The following is a 16,021-nucleotide window of genomic DNA, read 5'->3' as shown; positions in this document are numbered from 1 at the left end:
GGTTGCCGCGGTGTCTGGTGAGGTAGGCGCGGCGCTGGCCACATGGCCCAGGCCCAGCGGCACCACGGCACATTTGCTGCGCCAGGGCTGCAAGGGCTCACTGGCTTGCAAATACGGCGGCGAGGTGACCATGATGCGTTCAGCGCGCTCCAGCACCGCCTGTTCAAATGGGCGGTAGGCGCGGTAGGCCAGCGCCACGGCCATACGGATGCGCGATACCACCACGTCCGAATGCCAATGCACCACCCACGGAATGGCACGGGCCTCGGACAGCGTGAGCGCCCAGAAGGCGGAGTTATTGGGCATGTGCAGGTGCAATACGTCGGGCCGGAACTGGCGAATCGCACGCGCCAGCGCGGCCCGAAATCCGACGGCAATTGGTGCATAGACCAGATGGCCTTGCACCGGCACGCGTACCAGCCAATCGGGGTCATCGGGCAGCGGGTCGCCATGCACCAAGGCGCACGCGTGCAGGCCCTGGGCGCGCTGGGCGGTCACCAGATCGGCCAGAAAAACTTCCATGCCGCCTCGGTGGGGCGGATAGAACTTGCCTATGTGCAATACGGTGGCGCCCATAGTGTCAGCGTGGCGCGCGGTCGGCGGCGATCTGGGCGCGGATGTCACGGTAGCGTGGGTTGCCCGGCTCCAGCGCAATGGTCTGGTCCAGGTCTTTCAGGCTGGCTTCTTTGTTGCCTGCTTTCAGGTGGGCCATGGCACGGCCATAGTAGGCCGCTGCGTTGGGGCTTTGGGCGACCAGCGGGTTGAAAATGGCCAAGGCCGCTGGGGCATTGCCTTTGCCCACCTGGGCCAGTCCCAGCCCTTGCAGCAGGCGACTGGACCGTGGGGTGTCTTTGAGCAGCAGTTCAAAGTCGGCGATGGCCACGTCGTACTGCTGCGCGGCCAAGGCAGCTTCTGCGCGCAAGGTGCGGTATTTGGTGTGCTCTGGTGGGCTCAGCGGCGTGGTCAGCGACTGGGACAGGCTTTGGTAGGCCTGCTCCCATTGTCCCAGTGCAAACAGCGATTCGCCCCTGTGGTAGTGCAGCATGGGCATGGCAAAGCCCTTGGCTTCGGAGCGTGCAAACCAGGTCAGTGCCTGGGCATGTTTTTTATCGTACTGGTCGGCCAGTCCCAGGTTGAACAGGGCATAGCCATTGTTTTCGCCCAGTGCCAGGGCGGTGTGCAGCGCCTTGCGTGCTTCAGCCCGCGAGCCTTGCTCCACGTGATAGCCACCCAGATTGAGGAAAGCCTGCCAGCGCCCCACCGCGTTGGCGGGGGCTTTGGTGTCGATTTTTTCAGCGGCATCGGCCCAAGCCGTTAAACCATCACGCAGCGACAGGTTGCGTTCTGCGGCCAGTCCGGACAACAGCAGTGCCAGCACACCGCCCACGGTGTAGATGGTGCGTGGCGAAAACCCTGTTAACACCACGGCGATGAGGCCGGGCACTGCTATCGCCCACAGGTAGCTGCGGTACAGCACCAACGGGTCTTGCACCCAGACCGTGGCAAATTCAGTGAAAAACAGCAGCAGCGGAAACAGCAGGCACAGTGCGGCAAAGCTCAGCGCACCGCGCCCACGCCAGAAGAACCACACCGAGGCGGCCAGCAGCGCCACATAGCCTGTGCCGCCCACGATGTGCGGAAACGATGTGAGCGACAGCGGAAAGACCGGTCGCAAATCTATGGACATCCAGCCCACGTTCGGGAAGAACCATAGCGCGCCGTAGGTAAAAAACAGCCATGCCTCGTTGAGGATGCTCAAGGGGTACATGCGCCCACCGATGTCAGGGCTGAGCAGCTCCAACTGGCGGATGAACTCCTGTGAGCGGGCATCAAACGCCGTGGCGAAGGCACTGCCGTAAATCGACCACAGCATGGCACTGGCCACGCCCAGAACAGCCATAGACACCCCAGCCACCAGCAGGGTCTTTTTCCAGCTTGGGCGGCGAATAAAGATGTACAGGGGCAACGCCATCACTGCCAGCAAAAAGGCATGCTCTTTGGACAACACGGCGCCCACGTAGCTGAGCAGTGCCCACAAATACCAGTGTTTTGCATGGGTGAGCAGACCGCGCACATAAAACCAGCACGCCAGCACGCACAGCAGCGTTGCCATGAGGATAGAGCGCTGCACCAGATAGCCCACGGCATACACTGCCACCGGGTGGACGGCAAACAGCGCCACCCCCATGCGCAGCGCTGCGGTGCGCGAGTCCTCGAAATACCCGCTGGCCTCGAACTCCGACGGAAAGCGTACCCGTGCCAGCAGCTCGCGCAGCAGCGCATACAGTGCCGCGACGGTGGCCAGATGCAGTGCGATATTGACCAGCCGTTGCTTCCACCAGCCTGTCCCGAACACCTCTTGCACCCAGACAAAGCTGCCATAAGACAGCATCCGCTGCTTGAACGCCAACAAGCTGCCATAGCCTTCGAAAATCGTGCCTTCCACTAGGCGCTGGTCATCAAAGAGCAACTCGTTGTGCAACCCCGGCAGGTAAATGCCCAGCACAGCCACCAGGACGATGGCGCTGAAAACGAACGCCCACAGAGATGTTTTTTTCATAGCCGTCGTCGCAGGGGCCAGCCCAGGCAGTTACAGAGAGTCGATGAAGCTGCGCAGCTTGTCCGAGCGGCTGGGGTGCTTGAGCTTGCGCAGCGCCTTGGCTTCGATCTGGCGGATGCGCTCACGCGTCACGTCAAACTGCTTGCCCACTTCTTCCAGCGTGTGGTCGGTGGACATCTCAATGCCGAAGCGCATGCGCAGCACCTTGGCTTCGCGCGGCGTCAGACCGTCCAGGATGTCCTTGACCACGTCGCGCAGGCCGGCCTGCATGGCGGCGTCGATTGGCGCGGTGTTGGCGCCATCCTCAATGAAATCGCCCAGGTGGCTGTCGTCATCGTCGCCGATGGGGGTTTCCATGGAGATAGGCTCCTTGGCGATCTTCATGATCTTGCGGATCTTGTCTTCCGGGATCTCCATCTTCTCGGCCAGCACGCTGGCATCGGGCTCAAAGCCAAACTCCTGCAAATGCTGGCGCGAGATGCGGTTCATCTTGTTGATCGTTTCGATCATGTGTACCGGAATGCGGATGGTGCGCGCCTGATCGGCAATCGAGCGCGTAATCGCTTGGCGAATCCACCAGGTGGCGTAGGTCGAGAATTTGTAGCCCCGGCGGTATTCGAACTTGTCCACCGCTTTCATCAGGCCGATGTTGCCTTCCTGAATCAGGTCCAGGAACTGCAAACCCCGGTTGGTGTATTTCTTGGCGATCGAGATGACCAGGCGCAGGTTGGCCTCGATCATTTCTTTTTTGGCGTTGCGCGAGGTGGCCTCACCCTCGTTCATGCGCTTGTTGATGCTTTTCAGCTCGGACAGCGGTACCACCACGCGGGTTTGCAGATCGATGAGCTTTTGCTGCAAATCTTGCACGGGTGGGATGTTGCGCGCCATCACGGCACTCCAGGGTTTGCCGGCTGCGGCCTGCTTTTCCACCCATTCCAGGTTCAGCAGGTTGGCCGGAAACTCCTTGATGAATGTCTCTTGTGGCATGCGGCACTTGTCCACGATGATGCGGCGCAGTTCGCGCTCTTTCTTGCGCACATCGTCCACCTGGCCGCGCACCATGTCGCACAGCTTTTCGATGGTCTTGGCCGTGAAGCGGATGGTCATCAGCTCGGCCGACAGGGCTTGCTGTGTTTTCACGTAGGCCGCAGAGCCGTAGCCTTCTTTTTCGTAGATTTTGTGGATTTTTTCGAACAGCTCGCGCAGCTTGTCAAAGCGCTCCAGTGCCTGCTTTTTCAGCTCTTCGAGCTTTTTCGTCAGCGCCTTGGAGCCACCCTTGCCGTCGTCGTCGTCGGCTTCGTCGAATTCGTCAAAGTCTTCTTCGGCCACATAGTCGTCGGCTTCGTTCGGGTTGGAGAAGCCATCGACGATGGTGGAGATGACGACCTTGCCCTCGCGGATTTCCTCGCCCATGTTGAGGATTTCGGCGATGGTGGCGGGTGAGGCGCTGATGGCCTCCATCATGGCCTGCAGGCCACCTTCGATGCGCTTGGCGATTTCGATTTCGCCTTCGCGGGTCAGCAGTTCCACGGTGCCCATTTCGCGCATATACATGCGCACGGGGTCGGTGGTACGGCCAAATTCGCTGTCCACGGTGGACAGGGCGGCCTCGGCGGCTTCTTCGGCTTCTTCTTCCGTGGCGGCGGTCTGCGCGGTGTTGGTCAGCAGCAGGGTTTCGGCGTCAGGGGTTTGCTCATAGACGGCCACGCCCATGTCGTTGAGCATGGCGATGACCACGTCCAGCGTTTCCTGGTCGATCAGCTTGTCGGGCAAGTGATCGGAAATTTCAGCGTGGGTCAGGTAACCGCGTGTTTTGCCCAGCTTGATCAGGGTTTTCAGGCGTGAGCGGCGCTTGGCCATGTCCTCTTCGGACAGCACGGTTTCGTCCAGCCCGAACTCTTTCATCAAGGCGCGCTCTTTGGCCTTGCTGATTTTCATGCGCAGGGGTTTGACTTTTTCTGCGGTGGGCGTAGCGGTGGTTTCTGCTTCGACTTCACCCTCGAGATCGGCTTCGATGTCCGACAGATCAGCATCGTCAGCGGAATCGCTGTCCGCGTCTGCCTTGGGCTTGCGTCCACGTTTGGCAGGTGTTTTGGCTGCGGCGCTGGTGCCCGCAGCTTTGGCTGGGCGGCCTGGGCGCTTTTTTGGCGCTTCGTCGGCAGTGGTTTTAACGTCTTCAGGAGAGAGGGCAGCAGACTTGGTCACGGTGAGGGCTTTCGGTGCCGCTACGGGCTGGTGTGGCACGGTGGAGGCGGGTGCCGCATTCGCTGGTAGCTTGGGATGGGTTGCAGGGGTTTCCTCGGCGCCAGTGCCTGGGGCGGGCTTGGGCAACTTCGCGGACTTTGGTGCGGGCATGGGAAAACCTCGGGGTCAAAGATGAACACAAAGAGAGCGCAAGCGCCACGGCAAGCTGTTGGCGCAGGGGCAGGGCAAAAGCACAGGCTTTTGCCGCGGGAGGGGCAGGCCCTCAACGGCAAGATGTCTGGGCGAACATTTGGTGTGCAGTCCTTGCGGTGGTGGGGCGGTTGTGCGTGTGTGTCACGGTGGCCAGGCCCGGAGGTGCTGCTGTCGCTCTTGCCGAAAAAACCCTACATTGTACCTGCGCAGCAGATTTCAAGGGGATTGGTGACCCAGTCTCTCCAGGGCCACGCGCCGGGTCTGTAGGTCGCGGTAGCGTTGCAGTGCCGCCGGATCGCTGTGGGCAGCGGCCAGGGCCTGGGTTTCTTGCGTGCGCAGTTGCTCGGCCAGCATCCGGTTGAGCAAGCCCCGCAGTTCCTGGCGCAGTTCGCGGGTTTCGCCTTCGGCTTGTGCATGGGCACCGGTCATCAGCCGCACGGCCAGGTGTTCGCAGGCGCTGCCGCGCAAGCTCTCACGCAGTACCGCCCAGGGCTGTGCTCCATGTTCATGGAACTGGCCCTCCAGCCACATGAACAAGGCGGTATGGGGCTCGCCACTGGCGCACAGCGTGGCGTGGTCTTCGTGCGAGAGCTCGTCGAGAAAATCCATGTGCGACAGCAGCAAGCGTGCCGCATGGTCTGCCCGGCTCACGGGGGGCGTATGGCTACCGGGGCTGGGGTGGCCATGGCCGCCATAGGCCGGTGTGCTGCCCGTTGTTTTGCGGCGATTGAAGTTTTTGCGCCCCGTACCAGTCTGGGCGGTGGGTGCCTGGTTGCTGCTGCCGTACCTCCACGGCGCGTCTTCAGCGTGGTGCTGGCGTGTGTCGCTGGCGCTGGTCTGGGTGCGGGGAGTTTGGCGCTCTGTGGTTTGGCGCCACAGATCGGCCAGGTCGTGCGTGGGCAGCTGCGCCAGGGTGGCCAGCTCACCCAGCAACTGGCGCTTGAGCGCGCCGTCGGGCAAGGCCGACCACAGCGGGCGTGCATTGCTGGCCATGTGCGCGCGGCCTTCGGGGGTGCCCAGGTCGCATTGCACCGACGCAGCTTCGATCAGGAAGCGGCTCAGCGGCATGGCCTGGCCTACTTGGCGGGCAAAGGCATCGCTGCCATGGGCGCGGATGAAGCTGTCGGGGTCGTGCTCGGGCGGCAAGAACAAGAACTTGATGCTGCGTGTGTCGCTGGCGTAGGGCAGGGCGCCCTCCAGGGCTTTGCGCGCGGCGCGCTGGCCCGCACTGTCGCCATCAAAGCTGAAAATCACGCTCTCGGTGAAGCGAAACAGCTTGCCCACATGTTCGGGTGTACAGGCCGTACCCAGGGTGGCGACGGCATTGGCAAAACCCAGTTGTGCCAGCGCCACCACGTCCATATAGCCTTCGGTGACAAGAACAAAGCCTTGCTCGCGGATGGCGGTGCGGGCTTCAAACAGGCCGTACAGTTCCTGGCCTTTGTGGAACACTGGCGTTTCGGGCGAGTTAAGGTATTTGGGTTTTTCATCGCCCAGCACGCGGCCACCAAAACCGATGCACTCGCCTTTGACGTTGCGGATCGGAAACATCACCCGGTCGCGGAAGCGGTCGTAGCGCTTGTGGTCTTCTTCATTGACGATGACGAGGCCGCTTTCTTGCAGCAAGGCGTCGTCGTAGTGTGCAAACACGCTGGCCAGGTGGCGCCAGCCGTCGGGCGCATAGCCCAGGCCGTAGCGTTTGGCGATGGCGCCTGACACGCCCCGGCCCTTCAGGTATGTCACCGCCCGGGGGGCTGTGCGCAGTTGCTGGGCGTAGGCCTGCGCGGCCTTTTCCAGCACGTCGGTCAGTGTGGCCTGCTTTTGCCGCTGCGCTGCGGCGCGTTCTTTTTCCTGGGGCGTGATGTCATCGTCCGGCACTTGCAGGCCCACTTGCTGGGCCAGGTCTTGCACGGCTTCCGGGAAGCCCATGCCAGCGTGCTCCATCAAAAAGCTGATGGCGTTGCCGTTTTTGCCACAGCCAAAGCAGTGATAAAACTGCTTGGAGGGGCTGACGCTGAAAGAGGGCGACTTCTCGCCGTGGAAGGGGCACAGCCCCATGAAGTTGGCGCCGCCTTTTTTCAAAGGCACATAGCGCCCGACGATATCCACCACGTCTACGCGCGCTAGCAGTTCCTGGATAAAAGCCTGAGGGATGGTCACGGTGCGTATTGTCTGCGCAAAGGAGTTGAGGTGCTTCGCATTACACGCGCTAGGATTGTCATCGGCATTTACCCTTATCGATACTGCAATGACCTCTATTTACGACCAGAACCTGTCCCGTAACGAAGCCAACTTTGCTTCCTTGTCGCCCTTGGGCTTTATCGAGCGCACTGCCGAGGTCTATCCTGAGCGCCTGGCCATCGTGCATGGCAGCCTGCGCCAGACCTGGGCGCAGACCTACACCCGCTGCCGCCAGCTGGCCAGCGCCTTGCAGCGCGCTGGTATTGGCAAGAACGACACCGTGGCCGTGATGCTGCCCAACACCCCGCCCATGGTCGAAGCGCACTTTGGTGTGCCCATGTCAGGCGCCGTGCTCAATACCCTGAACACCCGGCTCGACCCGGAAACCATCGCTTTCATGCTCGACCATGGCGAGGCCAAGGCCGTGATCGTGGATCCCGAATTTGCTAGCGTGATGGCCAAGGCCCTGGCGCTGCGCCAAAGCACCGCGCCGCTGCTGCTGATCGACGTGGAAGACGCGGTGTACGGCCCCGCCAGCCAGAAAGTCGGCAGCACCACCTACGAAGCGTTTGTGGCCAGCGGTGACGCGCAATTTGCCTGGGAGCTGCCCGCAGATGAATGGGATGCCATCGCCCTGAACTACACGTCAGGCACCACCGGCAACCCCAAAGGCGTGGTTTACCACCACCGGGGTGCGGCGCTGAACGCCATCTCCAACGTCATGGAGTGGGACATGCCCAAGCATGCCGTGTACCTGTGGACGCTGCCCATGTTCCACTGCAACGGTTGGTGTTTTCCGTGGACGGTGGCGGCGCGTGCCGGCGTCAACGTTTGCCTGCGCCGCGTCGATGCGCAGGCCATTTTTGATGCCATCCGCCAGCACGGCGTCACGCATTACTGCGGCGCGCCCATCGTCCACGGGTTGCTGGTCAACGCGCCCGCGGCCATGAAAGAAGGCGTGCCCGCTGGCGTCAAGGCCATGGTGGCAGGCGCTGCGCCACCGGCGTCGATGATCGAGGGCATGGAAACCCTGGGTTTCGATTTGACCCACGTGTACGGCCTGACTGAGGTCTATGGCCCGGCCACGGTGTGCGCGAAGCACGAGGACTGGAATGCGCTGGACATTGGCGAGCGCGCCCGCCTCAACGCGCGCCAGGGTGTGCGCTACCACCTGCAACGCGCCGCCAGCGTGCTCAACCCCGAAACAATGCAGCCCGTGCCCCACGATGGCGAAACCATGGGCGAGATCATGTTCAAGGGCAACATCGCCATGAAGGGTTACCTGAAAAACCCCGAAGCCACGGCGGACGCCTTTGCAGGCGGCTGGTTCCACAGCGGTGACCTGGCCGTGCAATACCCCGATGGCTACATCAAGATCAAAGACCGCAGCAAGGACGTGATCATCTCGGGCGGCGAGAACATCTCCTCCATCGAGGTCGAAGACGTGCTGTACCGCCACCCCGATGTGCTCTCGGCGGCCGTGGTGGCCAAGCCCGATGCCAAGTGGGGCGAGACGCCCTGCGCTTTTGTCGAACTGAAGATGGGCGCCCAGACCACCGTGGAAGACATCGTGGCGCACTGCAAAAAGCACCTGGCTGGCTTCAAGGTGCCGCGCGCCGTGGTGTTTGGCGAACTGCCCAAGACCAGCACCGGCAAGATCCAGAAGTTCGAGCTGCGCAAACAAGCCGGTTCAGCCGCTGCCATCAACGTCTGATTTGCTCCTGAAAGCATAGCTGCTAGCGCCCGTCCTGCGGGCGCTAGAGCCTTCTTTTATCATTAATAAAGGCAGGCGTGGCAGGCTGCCTGGGGCGGGCAGATGCTCGGCGGTGCATGGAACCGGCGCCCGCCTGGGCGGGTCACACCCGGTTTTTTGCCCCCGAAAGGAGCCCCCGTTGCCATCACCACTGCCACTGAATTTTTTGACCGGCTACGAGCCCTGGGTGCAAGCCGCCGCCGGGCTGGCGCTGTTGCTGCTGTTGGCCACGGCCACGCGCTTGCTGGCGCTGCTGTTGTTCATGCCCGTGCTGCGGCGCGTGCGCCAGCAGGCGCAGACCTGGCTGACCGAAGTGGCATTGCACGACGACGTGCTGCGCGGCATGGCCCGCGTGCTGCCCTCGCTGGTGGTGCAGCTGGGCGTGGAGCGCATCCCGCACCTCGACCCCACCTTTGCCACCGTAGTCGGCAACGTGGCCATGGCGTTCATGGTGGTGCAGGTGGTGCGTGCGCTCATGGCCATGCTGGACGCCGTTTTGCTGTTGCAGCAGCAAAGCAGTGCGCAGCAAGATGGGCAGGCAGCAGCGCTGAAGGCGCGCTCCATCAAGAGCTACGTGCAGTTGGGCAAGCTGGTGCTGATGCTGGCGGGCGCCATCGTCACCGTGGCCTCGCTGCTGGACCGCTCGCCGCTGATTGTGCTGTCGGGCCTGGGGGCCATGTCGGCGGTGCTGATGCTGGTGTTCAAGGACACCATCCTGTCGTTCACTGCGGGCGTGCAGCTGTCGTCCACCGACATGCTGCGCCTGGGCGACTGGATCGAAATGCCGCAGGTGGGCGCCGATGGCGATGTGATCGACATTGCCCTGAACACCGTCAAGGTGCAGAACTGGGACAAAACCATCACCACCATTCCCACCTGGCGGCTGGTGAGCGAGAGCTACAAGAACTGGCGTGGCATGAGCGAATCGGGTGGGCGACGCATCAAGCGCACGCTGCGGCTGGACGCCAGCTCGGTGCGCTTTCTGGATGTGGCCGAGATGGCCTATTTCTCGCGCTTTGAGCTGCTGCACGATTACATGGGCGCCAAGACCGTGGCCGTGCAAGAGGCCAACACCCAGGCGCGCGCACAACTGGGCGACAAGGCCGATCTGCCCGCTAACCAGCGGCGCCTGACCAACCTGGGCACCTTCCGGGCCTATGTTGAAGCCTATTTGCGCGCCCACCCGCGCATCCACCAGAACATGACGCTGATGGTGCGCACACTCGAGCCCACGCCCGAGGGTGTGCCGCTGGAGTTGTATTGCTTTACGGCCACCACAGCCTGGGTGGCCTACGAGGCCACGCAGGGCGACATCTTTGACCACCTGCTGGCCATCCTGCCCGAGTTTGGTTTGCGCCTGTACCAAAGCCCCAGCGGCAACGATATGCGCATGGGGCTGGCGGGCCAGCGCGAGGCAACATGGCCCGGCGCTGGGGCAGAGCCCCATGGCCCCATCAGTGCAGGAGCTTGATAAACACCTGAATCATGGCGGCATTGACGATGTCGATGAAGAAAGCGCCCACCATCGGCACGATCAGAAAAGCCTTGTGTGAAGGGCCGTACTGGTTGGTGATGGCCTGCATGTTGGCCACTGCGGTGGGCGTGGCGCCCATGCCAAAACCGCAATGCCCGGCGGCCAGCACAGCGGCGTCGTAGTTGCGGCCCATGATGCGAAACGTCACGAACGCGGCGTACAGGCCCATGGCGATGGTCTGCGCGGCCAAAATCACCATCAGCGGCGCCGCCAGGCCCGCCAGCTCCCACAACTTGAGCGACAACAGCGCAATGGCCAGGTAGATCGACAGCGAGGCGTTGCCAAACACGTCAATGGCGCGGTCAAACACCTTGATGTTGAACACGTAGTCCAGCGTATTGCGGATGAGCACGCCCGCGCCCAGCGCCCAGACAAATGTGGGCAGCTGGAAAAACTTGCCCTGGGAATAGCCTGTCATGAACTCGGCAAACGCCAGGCAGCCCGCAAACAGGGCCAGGGTTTCGACGGCAGCGTTGGCCGTGATCAGGCGGTTTTGGTCGGGGTACTCGAATTCGGCGTTGGGCGATGCCTCCGTGAGCGGCGCCTGGTTGTCGTGCGTCTGCCCACTGCGCGTGGACAGCTGGTAGCGCGTGATCAACGCTTTGGCCAGCGGCCCGCCGATCAGGCCGCCAATGACCAGACCAAAGGTGGCGCAGGCAATGCCCAGGGTGACGGCACCCTGCACGCCAAAGTCGCGCTCCAGCACCTGGCCCCAGGCCCCCGCCGTGCCATGGCCACCAATCAAAGTGATGGAGCCTGCGATCAGCCCCACCAGCGGGTCCAGGCCCAAGGCGCTTGCCAGGCCGATGCCGATGGCGTTCTGCACCACGATAAACACGGCGATGACCAGCAGAAAAAGCACCAGCGCCCTGCCGCCTTCGCGCAGCTTGGAGAAATTGGCGCTCAGTCCGATGGACGAAAAAAACACCAGCATGAAGCCGCTTTGCAGATCGCTGCTGAAGCTGAACGTGGCGCCCGTGACCTGGTGCAGCGTGAACAGTGCCGCCGCAGCCACCAGCCCGCCAGCGACGGGTTCAGGAATGTTGAAGTCCCGCAGAAATTTGATCTTTTGCACCAGGAACTTGCCCACAAGCAAGACCAGGGCGGCCGATATCAAGGTGTAGTAGGTACTGAAACTCAAATGCATAAAAGGGTGGGTATGGGGTTCGGAAAGCAGGCGCTGCACAGGGCCGCATGGGACACGGCGAGACGCCGTGCGGGTAGCCGGGCAGCGCTGCGGGGTCGGGGAGTGTAAATAACGGCCATCCATCTGCGGCGATGGCATCGCCTGGCTTTGGCCTGGCATGCCTGACTGGTGCCTGTGTGGCGGCGGTGAGGGGCCATGGTGCAGCTTGGATCGGAGGATTTCTTTTGCTCCTGAATTAGGAGCTGTAGGCGCTTATTGCAAAAGGCTTTGAAGCCAAAAACATACTATTTAAGACTGTTGCTTTGGTGCGCTGCAATGGTGTTTGGTGCAATCTCTTGTTGGCTTGCAGTGTGAGAGCATGTAAAAACTGAACCCAATCCACACGCCAAGACCCCTGTCAGTTCAACTTTTCCAAGGAACCTCGGATGCCTTTGCCAGACCCTGCTTCGCGTCGCCGATTTTTGCTGGCCCTGTCGGGCTGCGTGGCGGCCATTGCTGCGCCCACCAGTTCCGGGGCCTGGGCGGCCACTGGCGCTGACAGCATCTCTGCCAGCCAGGTGCAAGCCTTTACAGCGGTGTGCAATGCCCTGGCGGGCACCCGCATTGCCAACGAGGCGTTGGCACGGCAATACCTCGCAGTCTTGGTAGAGCACCTGGACAGCGCGCAACGGGAGGCACTGCTGGCATTGGCCCAGTTGCCTGCGGGTGAGCAGATCGCCGCGTCGCTGCGCAAGCCGTTGCGCGAGGTGGCCGAGTTCGCTTTGCAGTTGTGGATGTCCGGCATGGTCGGCAATGACCGTGTGCTGACTTACCTGGATGCGCCGGTGTGGTCCACCCTGTCGTTCACCAAACCGCCGGGTGTCTGTGGTGGCGCTTTTGGCTATTGGGCAGACGCACCGGCCTGAGTCGCTGGCCCGGATCTTTTCTTCTTATCTCCGCCCCGGCTAGTTTGGTGCGGGGCGATTCGGTGAACGCAAACTATATGAACTCCCAGAAAAACCCCAGTGAATCTTTATCGGCCGATGTCATCGTGATCGGTGCAGGCGCCGTCGGTAGCTTGATGGCCTGGCAATTGGCCAGCCAAGGCGCCAACGTGCTGATTCTGGAGGCCGGGCCGCGCATCGACCGCGCCAGTGCTGCCCAGAATTTCTACGACTCTGCGGTCAAAGGCCCCAACGCGCCATACCCCAGCCAGACGTACGCACCGCACCCCATGGACGCGCACGACTACATGGTGCAGGCGGGGCCCCAGGTGTTTGGCGGCAGTTTCATGCGCGCAGTGGGCGGCACCACCTGGCACTGGACGGGGTTTTCCACGCGTTTTCGGCCTGACGATTTCAAAACACGAAGCCTGTATGGCGTGGGACAGGACTGGCCCTTGGCCTACGAAGACCTGCTGGAGCACTACCTGTTCATCGAGCGGGAATGGGGCACCGCCGGGGACAACGCGTTTGACCAGGGCGGGCCGCGCCACGGCAAACCGTTTCCCCTGCCGCCCGTGCCCATGACCTACGCTGACAAGTTGATCCGCGATGCGCTGGCGCCTTTGGGTTATTCCGTGGGGCCGTTCAGCCATGCCCGCAACTCGGAGCCATTTGATGGGCGCCCGCCCTGCTGCGGCAGTGCCAGCTGCGTGCCCATTTGCCCTATTGGTGCCAAATACGACGCCAGTGTCCATGTCGCCAAGGCCGAGGCTGCGGGCGCACGCCTGCTGGCGCAGACGCTGGTCGAGCACATCGAGGTGGGTGCCGATAGCCTGATCCAGGGCGTTCGGATTTGCCGTGCCGACGGCAGCCGCACCACGGCCCGCGCCAAGCTGTATGTGTTGGCAGCACACGCCATCGAGACGCCCAACCTGCTGCTGCGCTCCGCCCAGCCCCATGCGCCCCAAGGCGTGGCCAACCGCAGCGATGCGGTGGGGCGCTACCTGATGGGGCAGGTCGATCTGGACACCCGTGCCCTCACGCGCCAGCCCCTCTACACCTACCGCGCACCCACTACCACCGCTGGCATTCTGGAACTGCGCGATGGCCCCGTGCGCAAGGATCATGCTGCCATCGGCACCTCGTTTTTGAACCGGGGCTGGCGCACTGGCCTGGGGCCCATGCAGCGCAGCGCCCACTTGATCAAGGCCGGCTTGCGTGGCAGCGAGCTGACGGCTGCGCTGAACGACCAATGCGCGCGTGAGCTGGCGATCAACAGCTCGGTGGAAACCTTGCCCATGGCGCACAACCGTGTCCAGCCTGACCCTGAGCTGCGTGACAGCAGTGGCATGCCACGTCCACGGGTGAGCTTCACGGTGGATGAATACAGCCTGCGTGCCATTGAAAAGGCACGCCAGCGCCACAACGACATCACCAAAGCCTTGGGCTGTACGGATGTGGTCAGCGACGAGCCATCGGTGGCTACGGCCATCATTGCCGGTACGGCGCGCATGGGCACGGATGCACGCCAGTCGGTGGTCGATCCCTGGTGCCGCAGCCACGACCATGCCAACTTGTTTGTGGTCGGAACAGCCAACTTTCCGACCATGCCCATCAATGCTCCCACTTTGACTGCGGCGGCGTTGGGCATGCGTGCCTTGCCCGCCTTGCGCAAAGACCTTTCGACAGGGCGGTTTGCCGCTGTCGCCTGATTCACATTTGGAGAATTCCATGCTCAGACGCTCCTGGCTCCAGGTTTCAGCCCTTGCCTCCGCAGTGGTTGCTTTGCCCGCACGGGCCAAAACGGCTATGACGACACACCATTCGGATGTCACCGTCGGCCCGGAAGGCTACAAGCGCATCGTTCGTTCCATTCGAGACACCTTTCCCTCGCCCACGAACTCTGCGGCTGCCGACAGCCGCTTCTCGCGCGTCATGGCCTATGCCTTGTCCGAGTACGAAAAGCTCAAGACGCATCGCACTTTTCTGGGCGAGCGCAAGCCGCTGGACTACGCCGGTGCCCGCAAATCCCGGGTGAATAAGGAAATGGGCGACATGCGCGGCACGATCCGCGAAACCGCGCGTTACCTGGAAGGCCAGTTCACCTGGAGCCACCCGGATGTTCACCGCTTGCATGGATCGTCCACGTCGGTGTCCATCATCGGGCAACTGTATGGCTCCCTGGTGGATCCCAATACGGTGTGGGACGACCTATCGCACAAAGCCGCAGAAGCTGAGGTGCGCGTATCCGCCATGTGTGCAGCACTGGTCGGTTACGACCCTGAAAAAGCGTTGGGGCTTTTCACCTTTGGTGGTACCGGTACGACGCTCTATGGCATCAAATTGGGCGCCGAGCGCGCGCAACCGGGACTGTTCACCGAGGGCATGCGCCAGCCCTTGCGCGTGTTTGGTTCTGATGTGGCGCACTATGCCAAGCTCAGTGCCTCGGCGTGGCTGGGCCTGGGCAGCCAGGCAGCCATTTCTGTGCCGACGGGCGATGACAACGCCATGGATGTAGCTGCATTGGAAAAAGCCCTGCGCCAGAGTATCGAAAAAGGCGAGCGCATTGCCGCCATCGTCGTCACCATGGGCAGTACCGACGCTTTTGGCGTGGACGACATCGAGGCCGTGCACGCGCTGCGCCAGCGCCTGGTCAAGGAGTACCGCCTTGACTACATGCCCTACCTCCATGCTGATGCTGTGATCGGCTGGGCCTATTCGGTGTTCAACGACTATGAGTTCGATGCCAATCCGCTGGGGATTCCCGCTGAGGCACTGCATTCGCTCAAGCTGCTGCGTGAGCGCATGCGCCACCTGCCGTTGGCCGATTCGCTGGGCATTGATTTTCACAAGAGCGGCTATACGCCCTACGCGTCCAGCCTGTTTCTGGCCAGTGATGCACAGCTGCTCAACCCGGTGCGCCGCGACAAGGTGGCCATGCCGTACCTGTTCCAGTTTGGTGAGTACGACCCTGGCATTTACACACTGGAGTGCTCGCGTTCGGGCGGGCCAGTGCTGGCAGCGTTGTCTAACCTGATGCTGCTGGGCAAGGACGGCTTCCGTGGTTTGCTCAGCCATTGCGTGCAGATGTCGCACCTGTTGCGCCAGAAGGCGCGCGATTTGCCATGGCTGACGGTGCTCAACGAAGACAACCATGGCGCAGTGGTGGTAATCCGGGTCTATCCCGACGGTGTGGATGCCGACGCAGCCTACCGGGCCGAGAAAAGCAACGCTGGTCAGCGCGCAGCCTTGCTGGAGCACAACGAGTTCAACAAGGCGGTGTACCTGAGCACGCGCGAAGCAGCTGAATCCGGCGAAAGCCCCGTTTTCGTGCAGACCAGCCGCTACCGCAGCACCAGCTACGGCGAGCCTATTGTGGGCACCAAGTTCTTCACGTTGTCGGTGTTTACCGACCCAGGCTCTATTGATAACGCCCTGGCTGCTTTGGTGGAAGCGCGCAAAAAAGTGCGCACTGCGACCGCCAAAGCCTGAGCGGCAGCCTTCCTGATTGCAAACGAACGATGCC

At 62.2% G+C, this 16,021-nt stretch carries 10 protein-coding genes; 5 read left to right on the top strand and 5 right to left on the bottom strand.

Annotated features, from left to right (window positions below; translation table 11 throughout):
- The 4 genes from PHX69_RS04335 to dnaG form a co-directional block, all read right to left on the bottom strand.
- On the bottom strand, positions 1-576 hold a 576-nt coding region (locus PHX69_RS04335), incomplete at its 3' end, for a glycosyltransferase (RefSeq protein ID WP_288042532.1).
- Between the two features lie 4 nt (positions 577-580).
- Entirely contained in the window at positions 581-2,560 is a 1,980-nt protein-coding gene (locus PHX69_RS04330; RefSeq protein ID WP_288042531.1) for a tetratricopeptide repeat protein, read from the bottom strand.
- 30 nt (positions 2,561-2,590) lie between these two features.
- Complete coding sequence (rpoD, locus tag PHX69_RS04325; protein ID WP_119011864.1) at positions 2,591-4,915, bottom strand: RNA polymerase sigma factor RpoD; 2,325 nt, start codon at positions 4,913-4,915, stop codon at positions 2,591-2,593.
- 258 nt (positions 4,916-5,173) lie between these two features.
- Entirely contained in the window at positions 5,174-7,117 is a 1,944-nt protein-coding gene (gene dnaG / locus PHX69_RS04320) for a DNA primase (RefSeq protein ID WP_288042529.1), read from the bottom strand.
- Between the two features lie 88 nt (positions 7,118-7,205).
- On the opposite strand from dnaG, the gene PHX69_RS04315 reads away from it, so the two are divergent.
- Positions 7,206-8,852, top strand: coding sequence for an acyl-CoA synthetase (locus PHX69_RS04315; RefSeq protein WP_288042527.1), 1,647 nt, complete (start codon positions 7,206-7,208; stop codon positions 8,850-8,852).
- Between the two features lie 178 nt (positions 8,853-9,030).
- A complete protein-coding gene (locus PHX69_RS04310) occupies positions 9,031-10,362 on the top strand; it encodes a mechanosensitive ion channel family protein (protein WP_288042525.1) in 1,332 nt (443 codons plus the stop codon).
- Here the strand turns inward: PHX69_RS04310 and gltS are convergent.
- Positions 10,346-11,572 carry a sodium/glutamate symporter gene (gltS, locus tag PHX69_RS04305; protein WP_119011867.1) on the bottom strand — a complete coding sequence of 409 codons (1,227 nt, stop codon included), beginning with the start codon at positions 11,570-11,572 and terminating at the stop codon, positions 10,346-10,348. The two genes, PHX69_RS04310 and gltS, sit on opposite strands and share 17 nt — an antisense overlap.
- A gap of 425 nt (positions 11,573-11,997) precedes the next feature.
- On the opposite strand from gltS, the gene PHX69_RS04300 reads away from it, so the two are divergent.
- The 3 genes from PHX69_RS04300 to PHX69_RS04290 all read left to right on the top strand — a co-directional run bounded on the left by PHX69_RS04300 (position 11,998) and on the right by PHX69_RS04290 (position 15,987).
- A complete protein-coding gene (locus PHX69_RS04300; RefSeq protein ID WP_119011868.1) occupies positions 11,998-12,477 on the top strand; it encodes a sugar dehydrogenase complex small subunit in 480 nt (159 codons plus the stop codon).
- Positions 12,478-12,554: 77 nt separating this feature from the next.
- A complete protein-coding gene (locus tag PHX69_RS04295) occupies positions 12,555-14,207 on the top strand; it encodes a GMC family oxidoreductase (RefSeq protein WP_288042524.1) in 1,653 nt (550 codons plus the stop codon).
- A gap of 97 nt (positions 14,208-14,304) precedes the next feature.
- A complete protein-coding gene (locus PHX69_RS04290; RefSeq protein ID WP_288042523.1) occupies positions 14,305-15,987 on the top strand; it encodes a pyridoxal phosphate-dependent decarboxylase family protein in 1,683 nt (560 codons plus the stop codon).
- Positions 15,988-16,021: the final 34 nt, after the last annotated feature.

The organism is Simplicispira sp. (genome assembly GCF_028687295.1).
Lineage (GTDB): Bacteria > Pseudomonadota > Gammaproteobacteria > Burkholderiales > Burkholderiaceae_C > Simplicispira > Simplicispira metamorpha.
Note: the sequence above shows the minus strand (reverse complement) of the source record. Positions and strands in the feature narration are given on the sequence as shown.